The sequence below is a fragment of the Streptomyces pratensis genome, from assembly GCF_016804005.1.
In the GTDB taxonomy this organism is placed as follows: domain Bacteria; phylum Actinomycetota; class Actinomycetes; order Streptomycetales; family Streptomycetaceae; genus Streptomyces; species Streptomyces pratensis_A.
Genome location: NZ_CP051486.1, coordinates 351,692 through 364,671 on the forward strand (window position 1 = coordinate 351,692; position 12,980 = coordinate 364,671).

Annotated in this window: 16 protein-coding genes; 11 read left to right on the top strand and 5 right to left on the bottom strand. The window is 71.7% G+C overall.

What is annotated here, in order from left to right:
- The first annotated feature begins 27 nt into the window (after positions 1 to 27).
- The 6 genes from HED23_RS01670 (at position 28) to HED23_RS01695 (ending at position 4,954) form a co-directional block, all read left to right on the top strand.
- Positions 28 to 828 (top strand): hypothetical protein, encoded by an 801-nt coding sequence (locus HED23_RS01670; RefSeq protein ID WP_203181669.1) that lies wholly within the window; start codon positions 28 to 30, stop codon positions 826 to 828.
- Positions 825 to 1,649, top strand: a complete 825-nt coding sequence (locus HED23_RS01675) for a hypothetical protein (protein ID WP_203181670.1) — start codon at positions 825 to 827, stop codon at positions 1,647 to 1,649. The genes HED23_RS01670 and HED23_RS01675 overlap by 4 nt, the downstream gene beginning before the upstream one ends.
- The gene (locus HED23_RS01680) at positions 1,646 to 2,593 is read left to right on the top strand and encodes a hypothetical protein (protein WP_203181671.1); all 948 of its coding nucleotides are present in this window, start codon (positions 1,646 to 1,648) and stop codon (positions 2,591 to 2,593) included. Before HED23_RS01675 ends, HED23_RS01680 begins: the two co-directional genes overlap by 4 nt.
- 256 nt (positions 2,594 to 2,849) lie before the next feature.
- The gene (locus tag HED23_RS01685) at positions 2,850 to 3,422 is read left to right on the top strand and encodes an FABP family protein (protein ID WP_203181672.1); all 573 of its coding nucleotides are present in this window, start codon (positions 2,850 to 2,852) and stop codon (positions 3,420 to 3,422) included.
- A gap of 65 nt (positions 3,423 to 3,487) precedes the next feature.
- Positions 3,488 to 3,958 carry a Fur family transcriptional regulator gene (locus tag HED23_RS01690; protein ID WP_203181673.1) on the top strand — a complete coding sequence of 157 codons (471 nt, stop codon included), beginning with the start codon at positions 3,488 to 3,490 and terminating at the stop codon, positions 3,956 to 3,958.
- A gap of 30 nt (positions 3,959 to 3,988) precedes the next feature.
- Positions 3,989 to 4,954, top strand: a complete 966-nt coding sequence (locus tag HED23_RS01695; protein ID WP_203181674.1) for a YgfZ/GcvT domain-containing protein — start codon at positions 3,989 to 3,991, stop codon at positions 4,952 to 4,954.
- Positions 4,955 to 4,985: 31 nt separating this feature from the next.
- On the opposite strand, the gene dtd is transcribed toward HED23_RS01695, so the two are convergent.
- Positions 4,986 to 5,435 carry a D-aminoacyl-tRNA deacylase gene (dtd, locus tag HED23_RS01700; protein ID WP_203181675.1) on the bottom strand — a complete coding sequence of 150 codons (450 nt, stop codon included), beginning with the start codon at positions 5,433 to 5,435 and terminating at the stop codon, positions 4,986 to 4,988.
- A gap of 115 nt (positions 5,436 to 5,550) precedes the next feature.
- On the opposite strand from dtd, the gene HED23_RS01705 reads away from it, so the two are divergent.
- The 3 genes from HED23_RS01705 to HED23_RS01715 all read left to right on the top strand — a co-directional run bounded on the left by HED23_RS01705 (position 5,551) and on the right by HED23_RS01715 (position 8,598).
- Positions 5,551 to 6,225, top strand: a complete 675-nt coding sequence (locus HED23_RS01705) for an ABC transporter substrate-binding protein (protein ID WP_203181676.1) — start codon at positions 5,551 to 5,553, stop codon at positions 6,223 to 6,225.
- Between the two features lie 54 nt (positions 6,226 to 6,279).
- Positions 6,280 to 7,257, top strand: a complete 978-nt coding sequence (locus tag HED23_RS01710; RefSeq protein ID WP_203181677.1) for an asparaginase — start codon at positions 6,280 to 6,282, stop codon at positions 7,255 to 7,257.
- Between the two features lie 84 nt (positions 7,258 to 7,341).
- The gene (locus HED23_RS01715) at positions 7,342 to 8,598 is read left to right on the top strand and encodes a GNAT family N-acetyltransferase (protein ID WP_203181678.1); all 1,257 of its coding nucleotides are present in this window, start codon (positions 7,342 to 7,344) and stop codon (positions 8,596 to 8,598) included.
- Positions 8,599 to 8,653: 55 nt separating this feature from the next.
- Here the strand turns inward: HED23_RS01715 and HED23_RS01720 are convergent, their stop codons facing one another.
- Both HED23_RS01720 and HED23_RS01725 read right to left on the bottom strand, forming a co-directional pair.
- Positions 8,654 to 9,427, bottom strand: coding sequence for an ABC transporter permease (locus HED23_RS01720; RefSeq protein ID WP_203181679.1), 774 nt, complete (start codon positions 9,425 to 9,427; stop codon positions 8,654 to 8,656).
- Entirely contained in the window at positions 9,420 to 10,382 is a 963-nt protein-coding gene (locus HED23_RS01725) for an ATP-binding cassette domain-containing protein (protein ID WP_203181680.1), read from the bottom strand. The genes HED23_RS01720 and HED23_RS01725 overlap by 8 nt, the downstream gene beginning before the upstream one ends.
- Before the next feature lie 96 nt (positions 10,383 to 10,478).
- Between HED23_RS01725 and HED23_RS01730 the strand changes: the two genes are divergently transcribed.
- Positions 10,479 to 11,252 carry a TetR/AcrR family transcriptional regulator gene (locus HED23_RS01730; RefSeq protein ID WP_203181681.1) on the top strand — a complete coding sequence of 258 codons (774 nt, stop codon included), beginning with the start codon at positions 10,479 to 10,481 and terminating at the stop codon, positions 11,250 to 11,252.
- A complete protein-coding gene (locus HED23_RS01735) occupies positions 11,249 to 11,881 on the top strand; it encodes a TetR family transcriptional regulator (protein ID WP_203181682.1) in 633 nt (210 codons plus the stop codon). The genes HED23_RS01730 and HED23_RS01735 overlap by 4 nt, the downstream gene beginning before the upstream one ends.
- On the opposite strand, the gene HED23_RS01740 is transcribed toward HED23_RS01735, so the two are convergent.
- Positions 11,862 to 12,485: an HAD-IA family hydrolase gene (locus HED23_RS01740; RefSeq protein ID WP_238441809.1), complete on the bottom strand. Its 624-nt coding sequence runs from the start codon at positions 12,483 to 12,485 to the stop codon at positions 11,862 to 11,864. The genes HED23_RS01735 and HED23_RS01740 overlap by 20 nt on opposite strands.
- Positions 12,482 to 12,967 (bottom strand): TIGR03618 family F420-dependent PPOX class oxidoreductase, encoded by a 486-nt coding sequence (locus tag HED23_RS01745; RefSeq protein WP_203181683.1) that lies wholly within the window; start codon positions 12,965 to 12,967, stop codon positions 12,482 to 12,484. The genes HED23_RS01740 and HED23_RS01745 overlap by 4 nt, the downstream gene beginning before the upstream one ends.
- Positions 12,968 to 12,980 lie beyond the last annotated feature (13 nt).

Sequence of the window (12,980 nt, forward strand, 5' to 3'; positions counted from 1 at the left end):
CGCCTCAGGTCTCATGGGGGGACCCTTTTGGAACCGAACGACACCATTTCCGACGCGTCGGCCGGGACGGCGGGCGACGCGCCCGCCGCCCCGGTACGCCCTCGCCCACGCGGACGCACGGCCCTGCTGATCGCGGCAGCCGCCCTGCTGGGCATCTCCGGCGGCACTGCGGTCGGCTACGGCATCCAGGCCGAGCGGCCTCCGACGCCGCTGCCCGCGCTGTCCCAGACGGAGCTGGCCTACCCGGCGAAGGCGCTCCCGGCGGACGAGGTCCCCGCTCCGCTCCCCGCCTCGCAGGACCGGCAGGTCAAGACGGACGGTGACCTGCGCAAGCTGCTCGTCGACCGCCCGGCGGGCTGGAGCGACGACAAGGAAGCGGACTGGCTGGACGACGGCTGGATGAGTGTGGGGGCGCTCGCGCGCGAATTCGACGACGAAGGCGGGATGCTCGAGGACTTCCTGGAGTCCGACATCCGCCGTGTCGCAGGCGCGGCGTGGACGAAGGGTGCGGACCGCGAGGCGGTGATCCACCTCGTCCAGTACTCCTCCGGGGCAGACACCGCGGCCGCCGACCTGGCCGACGGCCAGCGCTCGTACATGGCCGGAGAGAAGTACGCGGGCAACGAGGGCGACCTGGTCAAGGGAAGCGGCGAGGGCCGTTACTACGTCTACGGCGTCGAACGGAAGCCTGGATACCTGCCCTTCTACCGGGCCAGGGCCATCATGCACCGCGGCGACATCATGGTCGACATCTTCATGTACGACACCCGGCCGATCAGCAAGAAGGACATCCGGACGCTGGCCGAGCGACAGCTGGAGCGCCTGTGAACGACATGACCCCGAACCTGCCATCCGGCACGGCACCGCTCCCCGAAGCGCCGGGCGATCCGGATGTTCCTCAGCGGTCCGGCCGGGCCCGGCGGATCCTGCTCACCGCGCTTCCGTTCGTGCTGGTGCTCGGCGCCGTCGGCGGTGCCGCGACGTACACGAAGATCACGGTGGACGGCGCGGACCGCAGCGTGGAGACCACCGCCTGGATGGTGTCCGGGCGCGAGCCCGGCAAGGATCCCGCGGGGGACGCGAGCCGGGGCAGGTCGGACACCGAGCTCAGCAAGCTGCTGCTGCCCGTGCCCAAGGGCTACCGGCTGGGCCCGGACGACGCGGAGTACGGCAACGACGGCGAGGTGGACGGCGAACGGGCCGTCGCCGCGATGAAGGCGTCCGGCCGCGGGCTCGCGGGCAAGGAGCGCCGGGAGTACGACAAGCGGATCGACAAGCTCCGGCTGCAGGGGCTCACCGTCCGGTCGTACGTCTCCCAGGAGAACGACCTGGAGGTGCACGCCACGATCGTCCGGATGAAGGACAAGCAGGCCGTGCGGAACCTCTACACCCTCCGCACCGGGCTGTTCGACCTCGTAGGCGTCTTCCGTGACGGCCCGAAGGTCGAGGGTCACACCCGCACGGCGACCTGCTACCTGCAGCCGAAGGACAGCGACAGCGACATCGAGGACATGATGTGCGCGGCCTACGACGGTGAGCTCAGCATCAGCTACTGGGCGACGGGCACCAAGCCCGTCGACAAGGCGGCCGTCACCGAACTGCTGAAGGACCAGCTGGACCACATCGCGTCCCCGGGGGAGTACGTATGACCGAGCAGACGGCAGCACCGGCCGCCACGCCCGCCCCGGCGGACCCGGCCGTTCCCACGGAGCCGCCCGCCCCGGCCGTTCCCACGGAGCCGGCCGTTGCCGCCGAGGCATCCGTCCCGCCGGTGCCGCAGGGCCCGCCGGCCCCTCCCGCCGAGGACCCCGGGCCCGCGACCGCGGGGTCCCGCCCGCAGCGCCGGGCCCTTCGCGCGGTCCTGCGGTGGACAGCGGCCGTGCTGGTCCTCGGGGGCCTCGGCGCGGGCACGGTCGCCGGCATCACGTCGATGGAGCGCACCGACGTGCCGGGGCTCGCCACGCAGCACGACGGGCGATGGGACTACCCGGTGCTGAGCCTGCCCGCCCTGCCCTCCGACGCGCCCCGCCCGTACAGCGACTCCAACACGGCGGAGGTCCACCACGCGGACCTGCGGCGTCTGCTGCTGCCGGCACCGGCCGGTGCCACCGTGGACAAGGAGCTCGACGGCGGTTGGGTGGACATCGCCCGGTACACGGCCGAGTACGGCAAGGACGACCGAGCCGCTCTCGCCCAGCACCTGAAGGACTCCGCGCTGCGGCACATCGCCGCGCGCGGCTGGACCATGCCCGACGGCACTTCGTCCCGGGTCTACCTGCTCCGGTTCAACTCGGTGGCGTACTCGACGGCCTTCAACGACGAGCTCTTCGAGAACGACTCGCTGCCGCGGCCGCTCGCCGGGACGACCGAGCCCGAGTACGACGATGACTGGGCCTCCGACGCCCGGGCGGAGTACACGACGGTGCGCGCGTTCTCCGAAGCCGAGCCGTATGCCGCCGAGCAGGTACGCCACGGGTACGTCCTGGCGGGGGACACACTCGCCCTGGTCGTCCACAGCCGTAAGGGGAAGGCGGGCACGGACGCGGTTCCGTTCCACCAGACGCTGATCCTGCAGAACCAGCTCCTGGGCTGATCCGGCCGCGCCCGGGGAAACCCCGGGCCGCCGTGCCGGGCCCTCACCCATTAGGCTGGGGGCCCGGCGCCTGCTGCCGTCATGTCGTTCGTACCGAGGAGCTCCCGTGCTTGAGGCTTTCTTCTCCGCTCTGCTGGTCCTGGTCTGCGTCGGCGTGCTCGCCTTCGCCGCCGTGACCGTGAAGAAGCTGTACCAGGGCCAGCGCTGACCCTCGCCGAACACCTTCCGTACACCTCACAGATCGTCTGAGCCGCTCATGATCGAGATTCCGTCCGACCTCCACCCGGACCTCGTGCCGCTGGCCTTCCTCCTCGGTAACTGGGCGGGTGCGGGCGTCTCCGACTTCCCCGGTGCCGAGAAGTGCAACTTCGGCCAGGAAGTGACCTTCAGCCACGACGGCCGAGACTTCCTCGAGTACGTCTCGCACTCCTGGGTGCTGGACGCCGAGGGCAAGCAGGTCAAGCCGCTGGAGTCCGAGTCCGGGTACTGGCGCATCGACAAGGACCGCAAGGTCGAGATCGTCATGGTCCGTGACCAGGGCATCGTCGAGGTCTGGTACGGCGAGCTGGCGAAGCAGAAGCCGCAGATCGACATCGTCACCGACGCGGTGGCACGCACGGCCGCCTCCGGCCCGTACAGCGGGGGCAAGCGTCTCTACGGCTATGTGAACAGCGACCTGATGTGGGTCGGCGAGAAGGCCACCCCCGACGTGGAGCTGCGGCCGTACATGTCGGCGCACCTGAAGAAGGTCGTCACCCCGGAGGAGGTCGCCGCGATGGCGAAGAGCCTCGGGGACATGCCCGACGACGGCATCGCGTTCTTCAAGTAGTCCCGGCCCGGGCCCGTTCCGCACGGATCTACGGGCCCGTGCCCGCCCAGCCCTACACTGGGCCTGTGGTGAGCACCGACTGGAAGACCGACCTCCGGCAGCGTGGCTACCGGCTGACGCCTCAGCGTCAGCTCGTCCTCGAGGCCGTCGACACGCTGGAGCACGCGACACCCGACGACATCCTCTGCGAGGTGCGCAGGACGGCGTCGGGTGTGAACATCTCCACCGTCTACCGGACCCTGGAGCTCCTCGAGGAGCTCGGGCTGGTCAGCCATGCCCACCTGGGGCACGGCGCCCCGACCTATCACCTCGCGGACCGCCACCACCACATCCATCTCGTCTGCCGGGACTGCGCCGACGTCATCGAGGCCGACGTCGACGTGGTCGCCGACTTCACGGCGAAGCTGCGGGGCACGTTCGGCTTCGAGACCGACATGAAGCACTTCGCGATCTTCGGGCGCTGCGCCGACTGCACGGCGAAGGCGGCCGACGCGTCGCAGGGCGGGACGCCGGAGGGACCGGACAGCGCGCGGTAGTACGCGGGGTCCGGGTCGTACGCTTGTCGCATGAAGAGCCCCTTGCTGTCCCTGCCCGGCGCCGTCCCCGCCGAAGGGCGCGACGAAGGCGTCGCCGCGCACTACGGCGACCTGTTCCGTGAGCAACGTGCCCTCGCCGACGGCAGCGGCCTCGTCGACCTCTCGCACCGAGGGGTCGTCACGGTCACCGGCGACGACCGGCTGACCTGGCTGCACCTGCTGCTCACCCAGCACGTCAGCGACCTCGCGCCGAACCAGGCGACGGAGGCGCTGATCCTCTCCGCCAACGGGCACATCGAGCACGCCCTCTATCTGGTCGACGACGGCACGACGGTGTGGATGCACGCCGAGCCGGAGACCCGGGGCGAGCTGGTCAAGTACCTGGAGTCGATGAAGTTCTTCTACCGGGTCGAGGTCGCCGACCGCACCGAGGACTTCGCCGTCGTGCATCTGCCGGCCGGCTCCATCGCCCAGGTCCCGGACGGCGTCGCCGTACGCGAGACGGCACACGGGCGCGACCTCTTCCTGCCCCGGGCCGAGCTGGAGGCGTACGCGGCCGCGCACGGCCCGGCGGCCGGGATCCTCGCGTACGAGGCGCTGCGCGTGGAGGCGCACCGCCCGCGTCTGGGCTTCGAGACCGACCACCGCACCATCCCGCACGAGCTGGGCTGGATCGGCAGTGCCGTGCACCTCCAGAAGGGCTGCTACCGGGGGCAGGAGACGGTCGCCCGTGTCCACAACCTGGGGAAGCCGCCGCGCCGGCTCGTCTTCCTGCACCTCGACGGCAGCGAGGTGCACCTGCCCGGGCATGGGACTCCGGTCCGGCTCGCCGCGGACGGCGAGGAGGGCCGTCAGCTCGGCTTCGTCACCACCTCGGCCCGCCACCACGAGCTGGGTCCGATCGCCCTGGCGCTGGTGAAGCGGAACGTCGCGGTGGACGCGGAGCTGATCGCGGGTGACACCGCGGCGGCCCAGGAGACGGTCGTGGAGCCGTAGAGCGACTACGCGTGGCCGTCCATCCGGGCTGCTACACCTCGACCAGAACGGTGAACGGGCCGTGGTTGGTGAGCGAGACCCGCATGTCCGCCCCGAACCGGCCCGTCTCCACCTGTGCTCCGAGCGCGCGCAGCTGCGCCACGACCTCATCGACCAGCGGCTCGGCGACCTCGCCCGGGGCGGCGGCGTTCCACGTGGGCCTGCGGCCCTTCCTGGCGTCCCCGTAGAGGGTGAACTGCGAAATGACCAAAAGCGGTGCATTCACGTCCGAGCAGGACTTCTCACCCTCAAGGATCCGGAGGGTCCACAGCTTGCGGGCGAGCTGCGCCGCCTTCTCCGCCGTGTCGCCGTGAGTGACCCCCACCAGCACACACAGCCCCTCGCCGACGATCTCGCCGACCGTCCCGGTCCCCGACGCATCGTCCGCGGCGCCCGCCACGGTGACGCTCGCGCCGTCCACTCTCTGTATCACTGCACGCATACAGACCAACCTATCTTGGGCTGAACGGGTACAGAGCACCTGCATGAACACCCTGCGTAGTGGCACGATGCACGATGTCGGTGTGCCGACGCACCGGTCGAGGGGACGGATCATCATGACGACACATGGAAACGGGCCATCACCCGCTGCCGCACCAGGGACGCGCACAGCAGCCGGCCTCCGGCCGCCGGTGCAGCGGACCGTTGCTGTGCCCGGCCAGCTGCCCGCCCCGCCCGTACAGCTGCCCGGAGCGGTGTCCGTACCCGGCCAGACCGGAGGGGGTGCGGTCGAAGCCCTGGCGTCCGTGCGTCCGCAGCCCGAATTCGGCGGACTGCGGCTGCCCGAGCTGCGCACCCAGCGCCGTGACGCCCAGCGCGACGAGGCGGACCTCAGTTACGTACGCCGTCTGGTACAGGGCCGGATCGACATCCTGCGGGCCGAGCTCGCGCGTCGTGTGGATCCCGAGTCGCCCGTGGTGGACCGGCTCTCGGAGATCCTCGCCGACACCCCGTCCGTCCACCGTTCCTCGGCGCGGCACGTCACTCTCACCACGCCGCGCAGCGACGAGTACCGGCAGCTGGCCGCGGAGACCCTCGCGGAGGTGGGGCTCTCGGATCTCGACGCCCGTACGGACGAAGAGCTCCTGACCGCCATGGGGCGGCTCGTCCGCTACGAACAGCAGGTGTCCAGGCGCCGCCACCGGCTCCAGCGGACCGTCGACGATTGCAGCGCGGAGATCGCCCGCAGGTACCGTGACGGGGAAGCACAAGTAGAGGACCTGCTCGCCTGAGGCGACCCTTCCGGGGGCGGGTCACGCCCGTCCCCCGGAAGGCCACCAGCCAGCATGACGTCCTCCATAGCCCCGTCGCCGTCCTCGTCGCCCGTGCTCCCGGTCCTGGCCGAGGTCGTACGGTCCGGTTTCACCGAGGGGCATCACAGGGGGTCGTTGGTCGTCCTGGCCGCGGACGGGAGCGTGGAGCTCGCGCTCGGAGACCCGGCGGCCCCGGTCTTCCCGCGCTCGTCGAACAAGCCGATGCAGGCCGCCGCGATCCTGCGGGCCGGACTGGACCTCTCGGGGGAGCGGCTGGCCCTGGCCGCGGCGAGCCACTCGGGTGAGGACTTCCACCTCGGCCTGGTGCGCACGATGCTCGCCGAGCACGGGCTGAAGACCGAAGACCTCCAGACGCCGCCCGACCTCCCGCTGGACCCCGTCGAGGCGGAGGCGTACCTCGCCGCCGGGGGTGTGCGGGAGCCGCTCACCATGAACTGCTCCGGCAAGCACGCGGCGATGCTCGCAGTCTGCGTGCGCAACGGGTGGGACACGGCGTCCTACCTCGATCCGTCCCACCCGCTGCAGCGCCTGGTCGGCGAGGTCGTCGCGGAGGCGGCGGGCGAGCCCGTCGCGGCGGTCGGCACGGACGGCTGCGGGGCCCCGCTGATGGCGATCGGGCTGGTGGGCCTGGCACGCGCGTTCCGCGCCTTCGTGCTGGCGGAGCCCGGCACGGCGGAACGCCGGGTCGCGGACGCCATGCGTGCGCACCCGGAGTACGTCGCCGGCACGCGGCGGCCGGACACCTGGCTGATGCGGGAGGTGCCGGGCACGCTCTCGAAGATGGGTGCGGAGGCGGTGCAGGCGGTGGCGCTGCCGGACGGCAGGGCCCTGGCCTTCAAGATCGACGACGGCTCGGCCCGCGCCCTGGGCCCGGTGCTGGCCCGCTCCCTCGAACTGCTGGGCGTGGACGCACCGGTGGTGTCCCGGATCGGGCGTGCGCCGCTGACGGGTGGCGACGCGGTGGTGGGCGAGGTCCGGGCGGCGTTCTGAGCGACGGCGGGGCCGTCGGGCCCCGTGCCGGTGCGGACGGAAATCCGGGCGACATCCCGAACTCCCTGTGCCTAGCGTGGCTGTATGAGCCTTGATCGACGTACCGTCTCCGAAGCCGAGTTCCCCGACTGGATGCGCGCCGTGGGCACGGGGTTCCTGCGGTCGGCGGCGGCACCGCCGTCGGAGGAGGAGGTCGCGGTGCGCCTGGCCCACACCGATCTCACCCGGCTCCAGGGCGTGTTCGACGCCGGGCGCTGTGTGGCCACCTTCCGGTCGTTCGCGCAGGAACTGACCGTCGTCGGCGGCGCCAGGGTGCGGGCCGACGCCATCACCGCCGTGACGGTGACACCCACGCACCGCCGTCGTGGGCTCCTCGGCCGGATGATGGCCACGGACCTGGCGGCGGCGAAGGAGCGCGGGGACGTGGTCGCCTCGCTGATCGCCGCGGAGTACCCGATCTACGGGCGTTACGGATTCGGTCCCGCCACCTGGACCGCGGAGTGGGAGATCGACGTCCCCCGGGCCGGCCTGGATCCGCGTGACCGGGTCCCCTCCGAGGCGGACGGCGGGCGGATCGAGCTGGTGGACGGCGCGGACGTCCGCAAGCTCGGCCCCGAGCTCCACGGCCGGCTCGCGGCCGTCCAGCACGGCGTGGTCTCCCGCGACGAGCGCTGGTGGCAGCGCAACACCGGGGTGGACACCCCGTCGTCCGATGCGTGGACGGAGCCGTTCCACGCGGTGTACCGGTCGGCGGACGGGGAGGCGGACGGGCTGATCACCTATCGCGCCGACGACCGCTGGGGCGACGGGAAGCAGCCGCTCAACAAGGCGACGGTGGCCGGCATGATCGCCGTGACCCCCGCCGCCGAACGCGCGCTGTGGCGGTTCGTCTGTTCCATCGACTGGATCACCACCGTCCGTTCGGGCTACCGCGCGCCCGACGACGTTCTCCCCCTCCTCCTCCCGGACCCCCGGGCCGCCCGGATCGTGACTCAGGCGGACTGGCTGTGGCTGCGCGTCCTGGACGTTCCCGGAGCCCTGGAGGCGCGTACGTACGCGACAGGGGCCGCCCTGGTCCTTGACGTCCACGACGCCACGGGCCTGGCGGGCGGCCGGTTCCTGCTGGACGCCTCGCCGTCCGGCGCCTCGTGTGTACCCACGACCCGGGACGCCGACCTGACGCTGGACGTGTCGGACCTGGGCGCGCTCTACCTCGGCGACGAGTCGCCGGTCCGGCTGGCGGCCCTCGGCCGGCTCGACGAGCACCGGGCGGGCGCGGCTGCTACGGCGGACGCGGTGTTCCGGACGGCGCGGCGGGCGTGGTGCCCGGACGTGTTCTGAGGCCCGCGCCGCGGCGGTCGGCGGGGATCGGCACCGGTCGGCGGCCGGGGCCGCGTCACCGCGTCCGCACCCTGAAGAGCGCGCCCGACAGGGCCACGGCCACCAGCAGGATCCCGGCCGCCCACGCGAGTGCGGTCCAGGGCGCGTCGCCCACCGGCTGGTCCAGCAGGAGCCCGCGGAGGGATTCGATGGCGGGGGTGACGGGCTGGTGGTCGGCGAAGCCCTGGAGCCAGCCCGGCATGCTGTCGACGGGGACGAACGCGCTGCTCGGATAGGGCAGGAACGACATGAAGAAGGTGAATCCCCCGGCCGCCTCCGGCGTGCGGGCGAGCAGGCCCATCGCCGCCGAGATCCACGACAGGGCCACGATGTAGGCGAGCAGGACGGCGGCGACGGTGAGCCAGCCGACCGGGGTGGCGGCCGGGCGGAAGCCGATGAGCAGCGCGACGGCGAACACCAGCGTGGTGGAGACCAGGTTGCGCACCGTGCTCGCGGCGACGTGGCCGGCCAGGATCGACGTCCCGCCGATGTCCAGGGAGCGGAAGCGGTCGATGATGCCGCCCTTCATGTCCTCGCTCACCGCCACGGCGGTGGTGGCGGATCCGAAGCCGGCGCACAGGAACAGCACGCCGGGGACGACGTACATGACGTACGAGTCGTGGGCGGTGCCGGTGTCGATCGCGCCGCCGAAGAAGTAGACGAAGATCAGCATCAGCATGATCGGCAGCATCATCGACGTGATGACGGCGTCGATGTTGCGGCGGCTGATCAGCAGGCTGCGGCCGGTCATGACCGCGGTGTGGGTCAGGGTTCCGGATGCGTCAGACATGGGCCGTTGCCTCCTTCTTCTCGGTGGTGAGGGCGAGGAAGACGTCGTCGAGGGTCGCGCTGTGGACGGAGAAACGGCCTACGTCGGCGCGGTGCGGGTCGATCTCGTCCAGCAGGGTCCTGACGTGGACGGCGGTGCCGTCCGTGGGGATGCCCAGCGTGAGGGTCTCGGGGGAGTGGTGGACGGCGCGGCCGGCGAGCCCGAGGTAGGCCTCACGGCTGTTGAGGACGAGGTCGAGCCGGTGTCCTGAGATGCGTGACTTCAGGGCCTCGGGGGTGCCTTCGGCGACGATCCGTCCCTGGTCGAGGACGCTGATCCGGTCGGCGAGCTGGTCGGCCTCCTCCAGGTACTGGGTGGTGAGCAGGACCGTGGCGCCCCGGTCGGCGAGGTCGCGCACCACCTGCCAGAGCTCGCGGCGGCTGCGTGGGTCGAGGCCGGTGGTGGGCTCGTCGAGGAAGAAGACGCCGGGCTCGGGCGAGCCGACCAGCCCCGCCGCCAGGTCCAGGCGTCGCCGCATCCCCCCGGAGTACGTACGGGCCTGCCGGCGGGCCGCGTCGGTGAGGCCGAAGCGAGCGAGGAGTTCCTCGGCGCGCCGGCGGGCCTGGGCGCGGGTCAGGCCGGACAGCCGCGCCATCATCCGCAGGGTCTCCTCGCCGCTCAGCGTCTCGTCGACGGCGGCGAACTGTCCGGTCAGGCTGATGGCGCGGCGCACCCGGCGCCGGTCGGTGACGACGTCGTACCCGGCGACGCGCGCCGTGCCGGAGTCGGCGGTGGTGAGAGTGGCGAGGATCCGCACGGTGGTGGTCTTGCCCGCCCCGTTGGGGCCCAGCAGCGCGTGGATCCCCGCGCGGGCGACGCGGAGACCGACGCCGTCCAGCACCCGGGCGCCCGGTCTTCCGTAGGACTTGGTCAGGCCCTGCGCCTCGATCATGACGTCGTTCATGGCCGTGGTCATGACGATCCCCCTTCTGCGTATTGCCTACGCTTTACTGCGTAAGCATTACGCAAACCTAGGATGGTGGCAAGCCAGTACCGGGAAAGGCGGCTTCGGGTGACGGAGAACAGCAGCACGGCGGGCGAGACCGGCCTGCCGGCCAGCATCGAGGCCGCGTGGGGACTGCGCGACCGCCCGGTCAAGGGGCCGAAACCCGGTCTGTCGTTGGACCGCATCGTGGCCGCGGCCGTGTCGGTGGCCGCGTCGGAGGGGCTGTCGGCCGTCTCGATGGGACGGGTCGCCAAGGAACTCGGCGCCTCGACGATGTCGCTCTACCGCTACGTCTCGGCCAAGGAGGAGCTCTACGTCCTCATGCAGGAGGCGGCCATGGGCGCCCCCTCACCCCTGCCCGCTATCGAGGAGGGAGCGGGCTGGCGGGAGGCACTCAGCCAGTGGGCATGGGCCCAGCGCCGCGTGTTCCACCGCAATCTGTGGGCGTTGCGCATCCCGATCGCGGGCCCGCCGGCCAGCCCTCATTCGATCGCCTGGTGGGAACAGGGACTCCAGGCGCTGGAGGACAGCGGCCTGAACGAGGGCGACAAGATCTCCGTCATCCTCTTCGTCGGGGGCTTCGTGCGGAACGAGGCCCTGTTGATGAGCGATCTCGCCGCCGCCGTCGAGGCCAAGGGGCTCTCGCCCCAGGAAGTGATGGCACAGTGGGAGCGGACGGTGACACGGCTCGTCGATCCCGTCCGCCATCCGGCGCTGTCCAGGCTGATGGCCTCCGAGGTCATGGGTGAGCCGGACGAGGCCGACTACGAGTTCGTGTTCGGTCTCGAGCGGGTCCTCGACGGCATCGAGGCGCTCATCAGGAAGGGCGCACCGTCATGAGCGCCGGGAAGAGCGGCCTGCGCGAACGCAAGAAGCAGCTGACCTACCGGACGGTCTCCGACGTCGCGATCTCGATGTTCCTGGAACGGGGCTTCGACAAGGTCTCGGTGGCGGAGGTGGCGGCGGCGGCCGAGATCTCGAAGCCGACGCTGTTCCGGTACTTCCCGGCCAAGGAGGACCTCGTCCTGCACCGGTTCGCCGACCACGAGGACGAGGCGGCACGTGTCGTCTCCGGCCGGCCTGACGGCGTCTCCCCCCTGGACGCGCTGCGCCACCACTTCCTGGACGGCCTCGACCGCCGCGACCCGGTGACCGGGCTCTGTGACGTCCCGCCGGTGCTGGCCTTCCACCGGCTGCTCTACGGAACCCCGTCGCTCGTCGCCCGTCTGTACGCCTATCAGGGCCGCTCCGAAGCGGCGCTCGCCCGCGCCCTCGACCCCGGCATTCCGGTGGCGGCACGCCTCGCGGCGGGCCAGATCGTCGCCGTACTGCGGATCCTGGCCGAGGAGAACTGGCGGCGGATCGACGCGGGGGAGAGCGCCGGCCAGGTCCACGGCGACGCGGTCGCGGCGGCCGGCCTCGCCTTCGTGCAGCTGGAGGGCGGGCTGTTCACGCCTCCCCCCGGATGAGGGCGAACGGACCGTGCAGATCGGCCGGTTCGCGGAAGTGCACGCCGGTCATGCCGAGTGCGACGGCCGCTTCGACGTTCTCCGGGCTGTCGTCCACGAAGAGGCACCGGTCCATCGTTACCCCGGCCCGCGCCGCTGCGATCCGGTAGATGGCGGGGTCCGGCTTGGCGACCCCTTCGACGGCACTGCTGACCACGTGATGGGCGAGGCCGGTGAGCCCCAGAGCTGCGAGGTCCTCCTCCAGCCGGGGCGTGGCGTTGGTGACCATCACCAGCGGTACGTGATCCCGTATCGGGCGCAGCAGGGAGAGCACCGTCTCGTCCGCCCGGAAGGGCGCCCGTGCGAGCGCCCGGCCCAGCTCCCGTGCCTTCTCCTCGCCGACCCGGCCTGCCAGGCCGCGCGTGATCGCCTCGATCCATTCCTCCTCGGTGATCCGGCCGAGGAGGAGCGGGAGATCGACCTCGGGGGCGTAGGCGATGTCCTCCGTGGTGCCGGCGGGCAGGCCCGCCGCCCGCTCCAGTGCGGTCAGGTGGGCCACGTCGTAGAAGCGGAGGACGTTGTCGAGGTCGCACAGCACCGCGTCGTAGGGCCTGCCATGTGTCACTGTCCGGCCGCCGCGACGTCCAGGGCCGCCCCGTACAGCCTTGACACCCGGAGCCGGATGACCACGCGGCGCTCGGCCACCGCCTGCGCCAGGAAGGCCCGTTCCTCCGCGGGATCGTCGAAACCCGGTGTGAGGGACAGGAGTTCCCGTCCGACCGCGTCACCGGCCGTCGTGGTCGGTTCCGAGATCTCCGCGACGCCCTCGGCCACGGCGAACGACCAGACGTCGCCGCCGTCGACATGGAGTGAGGCGCGCGGGTTCCGGCGCAGGATGCGGGTCTTCAGGCGGCCCTCGGTGGAGGAGACGCGCAGGACGCGCTCCTCGGCGTCCCAGTGGTGGAGCACGGTCGAGAGGTGGGGATGGCCCGTGGAGCGCACGGCTGCGAGCACCCCGAACCGCTGTTCCTCCAGGATCCGGGAGAGCGCCTGGTCGGTGAGGGTGCGGGGCGCGGGCCCGCTCTTCGTCTCTTCGGTGTCGGTCATGGTGTGAACCTTT